The 16,764-nt window shown below is 37.4% G+C and carries 15 protein-coding genes; 4 read left to right on the top strand and 11 right to left on the bottom strand.

Annotated elements, in window-relative coordinates; genetic code table 11:
* Nucleotides 1-8: 8 nt before the first annotated feature.
* Nucleotides 9-1,580: an alanine/glycine:cation symporter family protein gene (locus GZH82_RS03490; protein WP_162681332.1), complete on the bottom strand. Its 1,572-nt coding sequence runs from the start codon at nt 1,578-1,580 to the stop codon at nt 9-11.
* Between the two features lie 217 nt (nt 1,581-1,797).
* On the opposite strand from GZH82_RS03490, the gene cozEa reads away from it, so the two are divergent.
* Nucleotides 1,798-2,895: a lipoteichoic acid biosynthesis protein CozEa gene (cozEa, locus tag GZH82_RS03485; protein ID WP_162681331.1), complete on the top strand. Its 1,098-nt coding sequence runs from the start codon at nt 1,798-1,800 to the stop codon at nt 2,893-2,895.
* A 321-nt stretch (nt 2,896-3,216) separates the two neighbouring features.
* Here cozEa and GZH82_RS03480 read toward each other — a convergent pair whose 3' ends face one another.
* The 8 genes from GZH82_RS03480 to GZH82_RS03445 form a co-directional block, all read right to left on the bottom strand.
* Nucleotides 3,217-3,324 (bottom strand): putative holin-like toxin, encoded by a 108-nt coding sequence (locus tag GZH82_RS03480; RefSeq protein ID WP_162681330.1) that lies wholly within the window; start codon nt 3,322-3,324, stop codon nt 3,217-3,219.
* 529 nt (nt 3,325-3,853) lie between these two features.
* The gene (gene fabI / locus GZH82_RS03475; protein ID WP_162681329.1) at nt 3,854-4,624 is read right to left on the bottom strand and encodes an enoyl-ACP reductase FabI; all 771 of its coding nucleotides are present in this window, start codon (nt 4,622-4,624) and stop codon (nt 3,854-3,856) included.
* A gap of 146 nt (nt 4,625-4,770) precedes the next feature.
* Nucleotides 4,771-6,609: a monovalent cation:proton antiporter family protein gene (locus GZH82_RS03470; RefSeq protein WP_162681328.1), complete on the bottom strand. Its 1,839-nt coding sequence runs from the start codon at nt 6,607-6,609 to the stop codon at nt 4,771-4,773.
* A 10-nt stretch (nt 6,610-6,619) separates the two neighbouring features.
* Nucleotides 6,620-7,963: a magnesium transporter gene (gene mgtE / locus GZH82_RS03465; protein ID WP_457853114.1), complete on the bottom strand. Its 1,344-nt coding sequence runs from the start codon at nt 7,961-7,963 to the stop codon at nt 6,620-6,622.
* A 70-nt stretch (nt 7,964-8,033) separates the two neighbouring features.
* The gene (locus GZH82_RS03460) at nt 8,034-8,888 is read right to left on the bottom strand and encodes an RluA family pseudouridine synthase (protein ID WP_162681326.1); all 855 of its coding nucleotides are present in this window, start codon (nt 8,886-8,888) and stop codon (nt 8,034-8,036) included.
* The gene (locus tag GZH82_RS03455) at nt 8,885-9,694 is read right to left on the bottom strand and encodes an NAD kinase (protein WP_096596542.1); all 810 of its coding nucleotides are present in this window, start codon (nt 9,692-9,694) and stop codon (nt 8,885-8,887) included. Before GZH82_RS03455 ends, GZH82_RS03460 begins: the two co-directional genes overlap by 4 nt.
* A gap of 11 nt (nt 9,695-9,705) precedes the next feature.
* The gene (gene yjbM / locus GZH82_RS03450; RefSeq protein WP_014614363.1) at nt 9,706-10,344 is read right to left on the bottom strand and encodes a GTP diphosphokinase; all 639 of its coding nucleotides are present in this window, start codon (nt 10,342-10,344) and stop codon (nt 9,706-9,708) included.
* Between the two features lie 16 nt (nt 10,345-10,360).
* A complete protein-coding gene (locus GZH82_RS03445) occupies nt 10,361-10,708 on the bottom strand; it encodes a UPF0738 family protein (protein ID WP_162681325.1) in 348 nt (115 codons plus the stop codon).
* Nucleotides 10,709-10,838: 130 nt separating this feature from the next.
* Between GZH82_RS03445 and GZH82_RS03440 the strand changes: the two genes are divergently transcribed.
* The 3 genes from GZH82_RS03440 (at nt 10,839) to yjbH (ending at nt 12,945) form a co-directional block, all read left to right on the top strand.
* Nucleotides 10,839-11,420 carry a CYTH domain-containing protein gene (locus GZH82_RS03440; RefSeq protein ID WP_162681324.1) on the top strand — a complete coding sequence of 194 codons (582 nt, stop codon included), beginning with the start codon at nt 10,839-10,841 and terminating at the stop codon, nt 11,418-11,420.
* Nucleotides 11,421-11,768: 348 nt separating this feature from the next.
* Nucleotides 11,769-12,140, top strand: coding sequence for a truncated hemoglobin YjbI (locus GZH82_RS03435; RefSeq protein WP_162681323.1), 372 nt, complete (start codon nt 11,769-11,771; stop codon nt 12,138-12,140).
* A gap of 16 nt (nt 12,141-12,156) precedes the next feature.
* Nucleotides 12,157-12,945: a protease adaptor protein YjbH gene (gene yjbH, locus GZH82_RS03430; protein WP_162681322.1), complete on the top strand. Its 789-nt coding sequence runs from the start codon at nt 12,157-12,159 to the stop codon at nt 12,943-12,945.
* Between the two features lie 755 nt (nt 12,946-13,700).
* Here the strand turns inward: yjbH and pepF are convergent.
* Nucleotides 13,701-15,509, bottom strand: a complete 1,809-nt coding sequence (gene pepF / locus GZH82_RS03425; RefSeq protein ID WP_019165984.1) for an oligoendopeptidase F — start codon at nt 15,507-15,509, stop codon at nt 13,701-13,703.
* A gap of 73 nt (nt 15,510-15,582) precedes the next feature.
* Nucleotides 15,583-16,548: a competence protein CoiA gene (locus tag GZH82_RS03420; RefSeq protein ID WP_162681321.1), complete on the bottom strand. Its 966-nt coding sequence runs from the start codon at nt 16,546-16,548 to the stop codon at nt 15,583-15,585.
* Nucleotides 16,549-16,764 lie beyond the last annotated feature (216 nt).

Genomic DNA, 16,764 nt, shown 5'->3' with positions numbered 1-16,764 from the left:
TTGTGATGTTACGGTTGAATATCTTCTTCTTTCAAACGTTTCGGATAATCTTCTAACCAGAACGTTGCTGTTGGAATCTCTTTAGGATCTGGACGGTAAATCGCGGTTTTACCTGTCCCTTTCTCCTTCTTCTGGCGTTCAAAGTCTTTTAATGCATGCATGGCTGGTTTATATAAAATCCAAATCGCGATAATGTTTAACCAGGCCATCAATCCGACACCTAAGTCACCCATAGCCCATGCAATGTCAGCCGTTTTCACCGCACCGTATGCAGTCGCTGCGATTAGAACGAGACGTGTCACATTACGCCATAATTGGTTTTGATTTTTCGCAATACGATTCGTTAAAAAACTTACATTCGTTTCGGCGATGTAGTAATACGCTAAAATAGTTGTAAAGGCAAAGAAGAATAACGCAATCGCAATAAAGTATGAACCAAATCCTGAGAAATTCGGATCAAAGTGGTAACTAGCACCTTGTAACGCTTTATCAATCCCTGCTTGTGCATACATCGCAGTACCTGAGTAATCTTTCGTACCATCCGCGTTTTGCACAAAAATTTCACCATTTTTTAATAAACCAGGCATACCATCAGCCGCAACTGTACCATCTGTTGTATTGTATGTACCAGAAATTAAAATAATTAACGCTGTTGCAGTACAAACGAATAGTGTATCCACGTAAACAGAAAAGGCTTGAACGAGACCTTGTTTAGCTGGGTGAGACACTTCTGCTGCTGCCGCTGCGTGAGGTCCTGTACCTTGACCTGCTTCGTTTGAATAAAGTCCACGTTTGACACCGATTTCAATCATTGCACCGATAATACCACCAAAAGCAGCTTCCATACCGAATGCTGATTTAAAAATAAGCGCGAATAATGCAGGCACTTCTTGAATATTAAGTACGATAATGACAATCGCCATTAAAATATAAATAATCGCCATAAACGGGACAACTGCTGTCGCTACTTTCGCAATCCATTTCACTCCACCAAAAATAATGAGCGCTAAAATCACTACAAGTACGACTGCCATCACCCATGCAGGAACACCGAATGCATTATGCATTGAACTTGCAATCGCATTCGACTGAACACCTGGCAGTAATAGACCGACTGAAATAATCGTCACAATCGCGAAGACTAAACCGTAAACCTTCCCAAATTTACCTTTAATCCCTTTTTCAATATAGTAGGCTGGACCACCACGGTATTCACCGTCTTCTTCTTGCTTATAAATTTGACCTAATGCTGACTCGATAAAGGCTGTCCCTGCGCCTAAAAATGCAGTAGCCCACATCCAAAAGACTGCACCAGGACCCCCGATGAAAATCGCGGTAGATACCCCAACGATATTCCCTGTTCCAACACGACCTGCTAATGATAACGCAATGGCCTGAAAACTAGAAATCCCAGTTGGTGACTTTTCGCCTTGAAACATGAGACGAATCATTTCTTTAAAGTGACGGACCTGTAAAAATCGACTCATCAAACTAAATGCGACTCCCGTCAGTAAGAGACCATAAACTAATGGCTTACTCCAAACAATATCATTGAGCCATCCCACAATCGTTTCTAACATAAGCATTCCCCCTTTTTCCTATGTATCCATTTTTAAAATTTTCTGATAAATATGATATAAGTATACACAGTTAAAAAGTTCCGCGCAACTCTTTTTTAACGACAATACACCACGCAAAAATGAAAATTATTCTAGTATTGATTAAATTTTTTCTTTTAATGCGATTCCGATTGGGATATACTGTAATCAATGTTCTTATAGAAGGAGGAAACAATGTATGACAAATAAAGTGTGGTTCCGAACAGGTGTAGCACTACTACTTTTATTTTTAATCATCAAATTATTTTTAGATGTTAACCACATATTTATGCCAATCATTATTATTATTCAATCAATTATATTACCTTTATTGCTGAGTGGTTTTTTATTTTACATCTGTTTGCCATTCCAGAAAATGCTCGAGAAACGTCATCTACCGAGATGGGCAAGCATTACGATTATCTTACTCGCATTAACAGCAATGATGGCGGCAGTTATTGGTGTGATTGGACCGGTTATTGCCACTCAAATCGAGAATTTAATCCATCAAATTCCATTTATTCAACGTGAAACTGAACGTTTAATTAATTTTGCACTCGACCAACGCGATCGTTTACCTGATCAAGTGACAGAAAAAGTTAACGACATCGTCTCTTATTCAAGTCAAATGGCTTCGGATCTGTTGTCTAACTCTCTTAACATTATTTCAAGTATTGTGTCGACATTGTTCTTGTTGATTTTAGTGCCATTCTTCTTGATTTATATGTTAAAAGACCACGAACGTTTTATTCCAGCCGTCGCAAATATTTTTAATGGCGAACGTAAAATTTTCATCGTTAACTTATTAAAAGATTTAAACCAAACGCTGATGTCTTACATTCAAGGTCAAGTGACAGTAAGTTTAATTCTTGGGGCTATTTTATATATTGGTTATTCGATTATCGGTTTAGAGTACACAATGCTCTTAGTGATGTTTGCGATTGTAGCGAACATGATTCCATTTTTAGGACCTTGGATGGCGTTCTTACCAGCTGGTATTTTAGGCTTAATTCAAAGTCCAACCACATTCATTTGGGTCTGTGTCATTACTTTAATCGCTCAACAACTAGAAGGTAATGTCATTACACCCAACGTTATGGGTAAATCATTAAACATTCACCCACTCACGATTATCATTGTCATTTTAGCTTCAGGTAGTTTAGGTGGCTTTACATTGATTTTAGTCGCAGTACCACTTTATGCTGTACTTAAAACAGTCGTACGTAACGTGTTCAAATACCGTCATCAAATTATGCTTAAAGCCCACAGTGACGTCAATGATAAAGGGATGCTTTAATTGATAAATAGACATGCTGACTTCAACATTAGGGTTAGCATGTTTTTTATGTATGGTGACACCAAGGCATTGTATCATCTGCAAACGATTCACAGTTTATTCATTTTATATGGTTTGAAGCTTGCTATCTAAGACATCTCCTTTATTTGACTTCAGAAACATCATAAAAAATACAATAGACAAAAATTGCCGTATGTGCTATGTTATAAGTATAAAAGGCAACACACATGATGTGCATTGCCTCAGTGAGACCGTTAAAAAGACGGTGACTTCATTGTTTGGTTAAAAAATAACCATCTAACCTGTCAAAGTTAGAGATGGTTATTTTTTTTGAACATTGATAGCGATAAACACGACTAAACTGATTAATGCTACGATAAGATTACCGAAAGCAAACATCAGCAATAGTGTGTCTGTTACACTCATCATTCGAGGCTTCTCCTTTCTAAAGATTTTGATAATACGCTCATACGCATCACCTCTCTTTATACCGAGATAGCCACCATCCATCTAACTTTCTCACACTTTTATTTTATGGGCACCACTTTACTTTGTCTACAATTATATTTCTAAACACTTTTATTTAATTTATTAAAAAGTGAGGGTGAATTGTTGAAAAAACAATGGAATCGACACATTGTATGATCACTTTTTCATCTTTTCACCCCTATATCTCGAAATAAAAAATTTGAGATATAAGAAACATCTCGATCATAGACAAAAATTGTCGCATGTGCTATGTTATAAGTATAAAAGGCAACACACATGATGTGCATTGCCTCAGTGAGACCGTTAAAAAGACGGTGACTATAGTTATAATGGTAAAAAATAACCATCTCACCTGTCAAAGTTAGAGATGGTTATTTTTTGTTCTGTGTTAGTGACTCTGATCACTCCATAGTCAAACTATCAAAAAAGACACCCTTTCCAAATCAGATGGGTGTCTTTTTTATCCATTTTATCGAATCGCGTGGTAACCTGCGTCAACGTGAATATTTTCCCCTGTAACGCCAGAAGAAAAATCACTTAATAAGTATGCAGCTGTTTTTCCTACTTCTTCTTGATCGACATTACGTCTTAAAGGTGCGCGTTCTTCAATTTCTTTTAAGATGCTAGTGAAGCCTCCAACGCCTCGTGCACTTAATGTACGGATTGGCCCTGCAGAAATCGAATTCACACGGATGTTATCTTGGCCTAAGTCTGCCGCTAAATATTTCACAGATGCTTCAAGACTTGCTTTTGCGACACCCATCACATTGTAGTTCGGTACTGCAAATTCGCCGCCAATGTATGATGATGTCACGATACTACCCGCTTCATTCATAATTTTACGGGCTTCACGTGCAACAATCGTTAATGAATACGCACTGATGTCTTGTGCAAGTAAGAAACCATCACGTGATGTATCTGAGAAACGACCTCTTAATTCTTCTACACGTGCAAATGCGATAGAATGGAATACACCATCAATTTTGCCAACTTCTTGACCCATTTTTTCAAAGCCGTTGACAACCTCTTCATCACTTTGTACATCGATTTGGTACACATGCTTTTCAGATTGGTTGAGTTGATCGATAAGCTTATCTAATTCATTAAAACTTCTTTCTTTTCTGTATGTAAAAACTAATTTTGCGCCTAATTGGTCTAATACTTTTGCTACACCGAAACCAATACTACGCTTGTTTGCGATACCCATAATTACAAAAGTTTTACCTTCAAGATTCATCACTGTAGATTGCTCCTTTACGTTTAATAACATGATTAAATTAATTTTAACATCTGGTACTAAATTTTGAAAAGTATTTCCCTTTTGGAGAAAGAGACACAGCCTTGAAATAGATGACTTCAATATTTCAAAACTGTGTCTGAGTTCAGTTAAAACATTTCTAATTCTATTTTCAGTTGATCGACGTATTCTTTCGTACCTGTCACAATCAATCGGTCACCATATTGGAGTTGTGTATCCCCGTGAGGCACGATCGATTCATTATTTCGAATAATACGGACAAAGATAATATCGCCGCCAAATGGGAAATGACGGAGTTGCATATGGTCGAAAGCGTAATTGTACATACCAATTTCATATAATGATGTCTCGACGTTACTCAATAAGTTCAGCATGTTTGGTGTCTCAATCATACCTTTTAATAAAATTTGGTTACTTTGGAAGTTACTGAACAGTTCGATACCTTGGCTGCTGAGTTCTTGAGATTCGTCATTCGTTTCGAGACGACAAATAACGCGTTCGACACCGTGTTCTTTAGCTATTAATGCAACATGACGGTTAATTTCATCATCGTTAGTTGAACATACGACAATATCACTATCATACAAACCTAACCGTTCCAATATATCAGAATGGTAATCTGTAATTTCAATCATCGTAATATCATCTGACAATACGCGATGATCTGATAAATCTTTTCGATAGTACAATGAAATTTCATATAACTGTGATCGCAATCCCTGTGCAATCGGAATTGACAATTGGTTTTTCCCAATCATAGCCACTTTAATTGAACGTTGCATTTCATCAGGAATAGGAATTAATTTCTTAAAGACAATCGGCACAAATACACATGTAATGACCGCACTTAAAATCAAAATACCTGAAATTTCTTCACTAATCGTGCCAAGTTTTTCAGCGATTTTTGCCGCTGCAATGACAAGTGACAGTGTCGAAGTTAATAAAAATGCAGACGCAATCGTTGTCTTCATATCAAACCATTTTTTCAACAACATAACAGGAATTAATTTAGAAATGATAAATGCAATGATAAGCACTGGAATAATGACTAATACTTTAGGATCGCTAATTAACGATGGAATGTCCAAATCCACACCGACCATAATAAAGAAAATCGGGATAAAAAAGCCATATCCAAATGAGTCGAGCTTTTCAACCAAGTCTTGCGTTGGTCCGAGTAATGACACGACTACACCGGCTAAAAAGGCACCTAAAATATGTTCCGCACCGACACCCTCAGCCAACGCAACAAGTAAGATGATGAGCGCAAAAACAGCTCGAATCCCAATTTGTGTCGTTCCAGCCATCAACTTTTCTAAAAATGGTGCTTTTTTGAACAAGCCGCCTAAGAAATAGAACACAATCGTAAAGACGACTAAAATACCGATCAACCAAATAGTGCCGCCACCTGAAGCATGTAACGCACCATAAACAGTAAGTAAAAGCATCGTTGCTAAGTCGGCTAATACTGCAACTAACAAAATTAATTGACCGATCGTCGTACGCATTAAGTTCATTTCTTTCAACGTCGGCACAACCACACCTAACGAAATCGTTGAAATGATAATAATCATTAACAGCACATCGTCAATTAAGCCCATCCATTGAAATGCGTACGCAAGTATAATCGACAAAATCATAATCAGCATAAACACACTCAATGCGAGTTTAAAATGACTTGGACTTTGTTGCTTTTCCTCATCCTTTTTCTTTTTACCTTTATCCTTTTTAAATGCTGAAAAGTCAATTTCCAAGCCACTTAAAAACATTAAAAATATAAACCCTAATGTTGACAGGATATTCAACATTTCATCACGATGTACGAGGTTTAAAAACGAATTTCCGATGATGATCCCCATTAAAATTTCGGCGACCACAACAGGTAAAAACGATATTTTCAACCTATGAATCAAAATCGGTGTAATCATAGCAGCCACTATGACGACGACAAGCGATACAAATTCCATGGGTACCCCCTCAAGTTAAATATGACATAAAAGTCGTAGCTAATCCGAAATAAATCAACATACTGACAATATCATTAATCGTTGTAATAAACGGACCACTCGCAACAGCAGGGTCAATACCTAAACGATTGATCACAAGTGGAATGACAGAACCAATCGTTGTCCCTACAGTCATCGCGATTGTCAGACTTGTCCCTACAATCAATGCAAGGTAAGGTTGGCCGTACAACAATATGATAATAAAACTTAAACTTACCGCACATGTAATCCCTGTCAAAAAGCCACTGCCTGATTCACGTAATGCGAGCTTAATTTTACTTTTTTCTTTAATATCACCTGTTGAAATGTTACGGACAGATACGGCAAGCGACTGGGTGCCTGAATTTCCGGACATCCCGCTAATAATTGGAATAAATGCAGCTAATAGGGCCACTTTTTCTAACGTTTCTTCAAATGAGCCTAAAATTGATGCCGTAATCATACCTAATACAGTCAAAATCAGTAGCCATGGCAAACGTTTTAAGGCGGTTTGGAATATCGTATCATCAGTAGAGTCAATATCAGATACCCCGGCTAAACGAGAGTAGTCTTCACTTGCCTCTTCATCCATAACGTCGACGATATCGTCAATCGTAATAATCCCTAACAGATGATTTTGATAATCTACAACCGGCATGGCGATAAAGTCATAGTCTCTCATCGTTTGCGCAACATCTTCTTGGTCATCAGCGACATTCGCACTAATGACACGTTCACTCATAATATCTTCAATGTACGCGTCATTTTCAGCTATAATTAAATCTCTTAATGAAATAACCCCGACCAGTTTTTTATCCTCATCCACTACGAAAATCACATAAATCGTTTCGGCGTCTGGCGCTTGATCCTTCACACGCATTAACGCTTCATGTACCGGTGTATTAATCGTGAGTGAAATATACTCCGTCGTCATGATACCGCCGGCTGTATCCTCGTCATAATGGAGTAATGCTTTAATTTCTTTTGCTTCTTCGCGGTTCATCAACATTAATAAACTCGCAATTTTCTTTTTCGAAAGCTGGTTTAAAATATCGACCGCATTATCGTAAGACATTTGCTCGAGCACTTGACTTGCATAGGTCGCATTCATCGTTTCAAATAATGCTTCGTAATCTTCCTCATCAATCTCTAAATTCTCAAAGAACTCCGAAACTTCTTCTGGTGATAAAAATCGATACATTTTTTGACGGACATCATCGTCACTTACTTCGAAATATTCGCTTTGTTCATATGAGTGCAATGCTAAAAACTCTTCACGAAAGCCGTCGATATCCCCTTTCGCGATGAAATCATCTAACAAAGCTTTGTTGAACATTTCTTCGTCATCTAACAAGATTTGTTCATTGTCGTTCACCACGTTTGCCACCTCCATCGTTCCTGTAAATCTACAAAGTGGTTAAAAATTGTTCGAAGTGAGGCTGTTCACTCTTGATTGTCAGTTTTTCCTGAGTCAATGGATGTACAAACCTGACCTCCGCACATTTTAATAATTGGGTTTGATACGTATGATGTGCGTGTCCATATAATGTATCGCCCACTAATGGCGCCCCTAACCATTGAAAGTGCACACGAATCTGATGTGTTCTACCCGTTTCAAGTTTAACACGGCACCATGTATAAGTCTTGAAATTTTTGAGCGGCCAATAAATTGTTCGCGCTCGTTTCCCATTTTCAGAGACGATTCGATTAATAATACTATCTGACGCTCTTGCAATCGGTTGATCAACTACGCCTTGTTCCGTTAAGACGCCTTCACAAATACATTCATAATACTTCTCAATTTCACATTGATTCATAAGATGATGCATATGACGTGATTTTGCGATAATGACGATGCCCATTGTATTGCGATCCAGACGTGTTACAATATGCGGAATCCCTCGTTCGCCACACTTTTGCATACGGGCTAACGCTTGCTCGACCAAACTTTCATGTGGATGTTCACGTGAAGGTGCAGTATTTTGATGGCTCGGCTTGGCCACAATCAACAACCACGTATCCTCATATAAAATATTTAAAGGCACATCGTAAGGCTCAAGATACGAACTAGGTATCTCTGTCGGCAAATGCACTTCCAATATATCACCGACATGCAAAAGGTGGCGTACCGTACGTGCCGTGCCGTTAACAAGGAGAGCGCCATCTTGTTTAATGGCGCTCAACGTCTTTTTTGAAAATTGTTGCTCATATAAAAATGTCTTTAACGTTGTCGATTCTGTCACATGATATTTAAAAATCACAATGATTCACCGCTAGAAATGAACGAGTCATGCACACGTTTCCAAAATGGGAAAGGTCTAAACCGTGCAAATCGTACTTTTTCATTGGCGACGCGGTATTGGACAGCGTTCACATTTTTATGTTTGACACTAATATGGTCGACAGTCGACAAAATCGTACCGTGATTAACAGGTTTTACATGACATGTATGGTGTTTAGGCAATACGAGCGGTGATCCGACTGTGCGGAACACTCTATTATTAATAGACGCAATCTCAGTCAACTGAATCGCTTCTAATGACGGATGAATGAGTGCTCCACCTAATGCTTTGTTATAGGCCGTCGAACCTGATGGCGTAGAGACACAAAGCCCGTCACCTCTAAAACGTTCAAAATGTTGGCCACGAATATCAATATCTACGACTAACGTACTGCCATTTTCAGTTTTCATCGTTGCTTCATTTAATGCAAGATAACGCGTTTCATATCCCTCATCATTATAACGGACAATCACTTCTAACAACGGGTATTCAATCACTTGAAACTCTGCTTTATTAATCGCGATGACCAGCTTTTCAACTTCATGAGGGAGCCAGTCTGCATAAAAACCAAGATGCCCTGTATGTATCCCGACAAATGCGCAACGTGACAACATATGGCTATAATGGTGGAATGCTTGAAGCAAAGTCCCATCACCACCGACAGAAATAACAATTTCAGGGTTTTCAGCATCCTCTATCATATTAAAGTCTTGCATGTGACACATCATTTTATGCTTCAATGCTTCTGATTTAGGATCTCCCTTAGATAAAATAACGTAACGCATTTATACACACCTCAATCATCATGATCATGCTTGCTGGCACGCTTTTTAGAATAATACTTTTGTGCCTCTTGAATTTCTTCTTTGATCTCAGACATTTCTTCATCTAAGAGAAAAGCGGCTTCAGCGGCACGTTCGAGTCTCGTTTGAATTTCTGGTGGATAGTCTCCATCATATTTATAACGCAATGTATGTTCAATCGTCGCCCAGAAGTTCATTGCAAGTGTTCGAATTTGAATTTCAGCGAGTATCGATTTCGTCCCATCTAACGTTTCAATAGGATAATCGATAATTACGTGGTATGAACGGTAACCACTTTGTTTCGTATTACTAATGTAGTCGCGCTCTTCAATCACTTTGAAATCTTTTCGTTGACGCAATAGCTCGACGACAATATCAATATCATCCACAAATTGACACATCATTCGAAGTCCTGCGATATCATACATTTCTTCACGCAGACAATCGAATGCAATCCCCCTTTTATTCGCCTTATCAACAATACTCGAAATCGGTTTGACGCGACCCGTGACAAATTCAATCGGTGAATTATGTTCATTCACTTGATATTGTTTGCGCAAACCTTTTAATTTCACTTTTAATTCATCTATGGCTTGTTGATAAGGTGCTAGAAAAATTTCCCATTGGTTCATCTTAACTCACTCCGCTTCATTTGAGTTCAAATGTTTCTTCAACAGCAGACACAAATTCTTTCCCATAGTTTGAATTACCTTTTATATTATCGAGCAGGTAATCTAATTCCTCAGAAAACTTTGTGAGCATTAAGGAATCATTAATGACTATCTCTTTATCTCGATGTTCGTGAAGCATTGACCAAGTTTCTTCTACAAACAATAAGTATGAGAATGAAGCGCCATCGTCTAATAAATAAACAAAAGCATGACGGTCACTATCGGCAAGCATTTGTCCGACTTCTGTTAGACCTTCTGTAGGTTGATCCGTATAGCATAAAATACGGTTATCTTGAATTTTTACTTCGTTGACATAAATACGCATATACTTTCCTCCTCATCACATAATATTTTAACACAATTCACGCGCACTCTCATCGGTGAACTCTACCCTATTCTAAATACTTTTCAATCAAGTATCAATTCGGCATAATATGGCATAAGGAGTGATTTTATTGGCAATCGAACGTGAAATAGAATTTAAACAATTATTGGACGCAAACAGTTATACATCTATCAAAGCACAATATTTTAAAGATCAGACCCCTTTTAAACAAGTCAATTACTATATCGATACGGCTGATTTTCAAATACAATCTCAAAAAATGGCATTGCGCATCCGTGAAAAAGCTGACGGTACTTTTGAACTCACATTAAAAGTCCCTGACACAGTCGGCTTGTTAGAATATAATGCGCACTTCCACATTCAACCAGCAGAAAATATGACACTCAACCCTTCTGATGTCGATGACGAAATACGTGAAGTACTTCAACAGCGGCATGTTCAATTAGATGAACTAAAAATTTTAGGTGCTTTAACGACGTATCGATTAGAAACTCAGACAGACGAAGGATTACTCGTACTTGACCATAGTCTTTACTTAGGCACTGAAGATTATGAGCTCGAATTTGAAGTGCGTGATTTCGAAGCCGGTCAACAAGCTTTTAACAGTTTATTGGCACAGCTCAAGTTGTCACCCGTTGTCCCGAAAAATAAAGTTCAACGCTTTTTCGAATATCAACGCGAACATCAGTGAAAAAACTTAAAAGCTTTATAGCAAACCATGCATTTTTCTTTAACTCTTATTTCATAAACTGTAAAATAATAAAAATAACATTTTGAAGGTGGGTTTGAGAGCAAAGTAATGCGCGACTTTAATTAGCACGACTTTGTTTACTCTCAATCTATTTAGTGACGCTTAGTTCATACAGGTGGCGATTTTTGTACATTCAAAAACCGTCATGTTACACCTTTATTTTTTGCCGAAAATCTTAATAAGTACAGCTGCCAAAACGAAACATCTTGTATGTAAGTGTTTTTGCTTTGAAATGTAAAAATTCATGTTATGATTTATATATAATAAGTCATATGAGCGGTGATATAAATGACACAAACGCCTTATGAAGTGATTGGACAAGAAAAGCTCTATCAGCTCATTGATCACTTCTATAGCCTTGTAGAACAAGATAATCGTATGAATCATTTGTTCCCAGGTGATTTTGCAGAAACAGCACGTAAACAAAAACAGTTTTTAACACAATTTTTAGGAGGACCCGACTTGTATACCCAAGAACACGGTCACCCTATGTTAAGAATGCGCCATATGCCTTTTCCTATCGACGACAAAGCGAAAGAGGCTTGGCTTGAAAATATGTATACTGCAATCACGCACGCCCAACTTTCTCACGGTGCGGGCGATTATTTGTACGAAAGATTACGTCTAACAGCAAATCACATGGTCAATATAGAAAATTAATTGTAGGTGAAATAACATGACGAAAGAATTGAGAGCTATTGTAAATACTTGTCGTGAAGATTCAAATCTTTCACCTGTTAGTAAGATTGAAATATATTCTTTTTTTGATCCATTTGACAAAGACAGTTTTAAACTATCTGCCGTTTTGTCAAAGTTAAGAATTGAATATCATCAATATATCCGTATTCGTCATATTTTAAACCCATCATTGCGGATACTCACGAAATGTCAGGCACAAAGTACATCAGATCGAGACAATATTGCACTCGCCTTTAAAGCAGCGGAGTTACAAGGGCGTGCACGTGCGCATCGTTTTATGCATCTCATTCAAAATGAAATTATACCGAAGCGCGATATTGTGACAGAGGACATGATAGCAAAATGTATTATTAATGCTGGACTGGATTATGATGTTTACCTTGACGATTTAAAAAATGGGCAATTACGTGAGAGTTTGAAAGTCGACCTCCATATCGCACGAGAAATGGAAGTCGAACAGGCCCCTTCTTTAGTATTTTTTAATGAGGATATTCAAGCTGAGGGGTTAAAAGTGGAAGGGCTTTACCCGTACCATATTTATACGTATATCATTAACGAAATGATGGGATCACCTATAGAAAAAAGCTTACCACCTAAATTATGCGAGTATATTCAACAAAAGCAATTGGTGACTGAGGAAGAGTTACTCACTATTTATGAATGGCCAGAGAAAACGTTGCAGAAAGAGTTAAAGAAATTAATGTTGCAACAGAAAGTAAGAAAATTGAATTATCCAGACGGTGAATTTTGGAAGTCGATGATGTAAAGAGGTATCTCGTTTGTGGGGGACCTCTTTTTTACGTTATTTTTGAATGGTGAGCACATGTCTTATTTTGAGGTTTCTACTTATCGCAAGTAATAAATCATTTACAACGACCTAAGCCCTCCTACGACTTGAGCGGATCTAAAAATTTTGAAATGCTCATGTTCGAAAAAGGAATGTGCTTCCCTCTTTTTAATGCTCCACCCAACATTAATAGGAAAGCCCCGAATCTGTGTGGTGATATGACTACTCAAGTTCGGAGTTTTTTTAATCCATTTTATAAACTTGATTGAAAAGTATTTAAAACGCTTTGTACTTCTTTTACAGCAAAGTGATTTAATAGAGAAGATAACGATAACATACCTTTAGAGGCTTTTTAGTCAATTTATTTAATATGGTTAACTTTGAATGACTTCTCATACACATTTTTATATCGCATGCTTCTGATATGATAAAACGAGAAGGCTATAAACGGAATATTTTGTTGGTTAAGTGGAATATCAATCATTTTGGGTGTCACAATTGTAGGGATGATTTTTAATAAACAGAAAAATTAAGTAAAAAAAAACGCCGTGTTTTGACACGGCGCTAAACAAAGGGGATGGGAGAAATTTTTCACTTCAAACAAAGGGGTATGTTTGTAATGTGATTAATTTCATGTTCATAATATATCACGTGTGTGATGTTGTTTCAACCCATTTAAACCCAGAAATTAAAACTTTCACAAAACTGACATATTGTAAACGGATTCAGCATCCTCAAGCTTTCATTAATTTTTCAAAAGCGTCTAATTTTTGTTCAAACACTTTACATGCATCCTCAATTGGACCTGGTGTTGTCATATCGACACCAGCATTTTTCAAGATTTCGATCGGATAATTTGAACTTCCTTTTTTCAAAAATTCATTAATGTAACGTTCAACAGCAGGTGCACCTTCTGTTAAAATTTGATGACTTAAACTTTGTGCTGCACTATAACCCGTCGCATATTGATAGACGTAATAGTTCATATAGAAATGTGGAATGCGTGACCATTCTTTACTAATATAATCATCTGTTTCAACAGTATCACCAAAATATTGACGGTTTAATGCGGCATATTCTTCGTTCATACGTGTTGCAGTTAATGGCTCCCCTGCTTCTTCAATTTGATGAATTTTATGTTCAAATTCTGCAAACATTGTCTGACGGAATAATGTTGCACGGAAACGTTCTAATTCTTGGTTGAGTAAGAGTAAACGACGCTTGTCATCTAAATTCTGCTCCATGTAGTGGCTTAATAACGCTTCATTACATGTTGATGCCACTTCAGCCACGAAAATAGAATAACCGCTCATATTTGATGGTTGGTTTTTACGACTGAAATAGCTGTGCGCTGAATGACCGAATTCGTGTACTAACGTATACAAGTCAGATACTGTGTCAGACCAGTTTAATAAAATGAATGGATTTGTTTTGTGTGAACCTGATGAATAAGCACCTGAGCGTTTACCTTTGTTTTCATAAACGTCGACCCATCTGTTATTCAAACCTTCTTTAATAACATTTAAATATTCTTCGCCCATCGGTTCAAGACCTTTTAACATCCATTCAACCGCTTCGTCATAAGGCATTTCAAATTTGATATCTTTAACCATTGGCGTATACATATCGTACATTTTCAAATCATCGACACCGAGCAATTCTTTTCTTAATTTTGTGTAACGATGTAACAGTGGCAAGTATTCATGAACTGTTTTCACGAGATTGTCGTAAACCTCTTCAGGAATATGGTTGTTACCTAATGCTTGCGCTCTTGCACTCTTATAGTTGTGAGAACGTGCATTAAACACATGTTTCTTCACTTCACCTGCTAATGTTGCCGCCAATGTATTGTTATAGCTACCATAGGCTTTATACATGTTTTCATAAGCTGATTGACGTAAAATACGATCATCTGACTCTAAATATTTGATGTATGAACCTTGTGTCAATGCATGCTTTTCACCGTCTTTGTCTGTGACATCATCAAATGTTAAGTCGGCATTATCAAACATACTGAACACATTGCTCGGTGTAGACAACGCATCTTGCGCTTCAGTTAATAATTTTTCTTTTTCTGCATCTAAGACGTGCGGACGTTTTTGGTTAATTAAGTTCAAATCAAATTCGAAACGTTTTAATCCTTCATGTTCAGCAACGTAAGATTCGATTGTTTTTTCATCGATTTGAAGTAATTCTGGTACTAAGAAACTCCAAGCCGAACTTAATTTAATGGCTAATTGATGTGCCCGCGCTTCAAAACCTGTGTATTTGTCATTCGCTGTGTCTTGGTCTTGCTTTAAATGTGCATATACATAAACTGATTCAAGTTCTGTTTCAATTTCATCTTCTAATGAAAGGGCTTGATACAATGTTTCCGCATCATCACCTAAATGGCCTTTGAATTGCTCTTCTTTGCCAAGATAGCTTTCAACTGTTTTAAACGCTGCTTCCCAAGCCTCATCACTTTCGAAAATCGTCGTGAGGTCCCATGAATATTCTGGATACTTTTGTTCTTGTTGTTCTCTTGTTAATTGCTGGCTCATTATAAATTCCTCCTCGTGATGTATGTAACACTCCTATTTTCTCATTTTTCTCAAAATAATGCACCCTATATACCTAAAAATTGAGAAGTTTTAAATAACGCTGTACGATTCGGTTGATGATCTGTTGACAATCGCATTCCTCTACTGCAAAATGACGAAACTTCAATTGCTTTAACAACAGTGAATGACTCGGTATACCTGCTTGAAGACATTTCAATATGTACAGTTGCCATAACACTGGATGCGTATGGATGTAAATTTGTTCCGGAAATAGAAAGCCTGTAATTTTCGTAACTTGTTTGTCCGACATGCGCATTTGATACATCAATGACAGCGTAGGCTCTAACACACTGTTTTGACGCCGACATTGCTGAATGTATTTCAAAATTTGAGATGTCGACAGCTTTCTGACAATCACATCATACTGAGGTTCCTGTTGTAATGCGCGGCTAAATTCTTGAATAGAAAGCGGCGTCAATTGTCCATGAAAGGTTTTGGCAGTGATCGGCATGATGTGGGACAATCTGAACAGCTCACATGATGTTGTATCCATACAATATAACGTTTTTATAGAAGGGATGATACATTGTTGTTGCAGTTGTGATAACACATAAAGTCCCTTTTTTATTTGAGGTTTTTCCGCTAACCATAAAACGTGATATCCCTCTCTTTGTAATCCTTCTGTCCGTGCTCTCATCGTCTTTATCGCAATGGAACTCAGTTGAACCTCAATAGCCCATACTCCAAAAATAATATCTGGAATTTGTGTAATGCTTTTAATATAAGGCTCCAATTGTGTTTCCGAATCGATTTCACAAAGTTGTTCATACAAAGCAGCTTTACATCGTGCGTGCTGAACAGACTCTCCTTTTAAATGTACATGCCCCATTGAATGCCGATAATGCGCAAAATGAGCACCTTTCCGCACCCCTTGCTTTAAAATCAATACTTCTTTACAGATTGGACAATGATACACTTCTTCCTTACGTGCGTGCGTTGCTAAAATTTGTTGCGATTGCGCATTATAAGCTGTTAACATCTCTTTTCACCTCATCCTATTACACGTTTAAGTTTGTAGAATTACTTTGGGATAAGGTAAATTTTTTCGCAAATAAAAAGACCAAGCGATACACACCTCTTGACCTCATTTTTATCTATATGTTTCCCAGTTGGCCTCGACTTACGCAGCAATATGTATAACATGATAATCTGACACTACAACCATGCCATATGAATAGTTAAAATAAAAAGAGAA

This window comes from Staphylococcus sp. MI 10-1553 (assembly GCF_010365305.1).
In the GTDB taxonomy this organism is placed as follows: Bacteria; Bacillota; Bacilli; order Staphylococcales; family Staphylococcaceae; genus Staphylococcus.
Note: the sequence above shows the minus strand (reverse complement) of the source record. Positions and strands in the feature narration are given on the sequence as shown.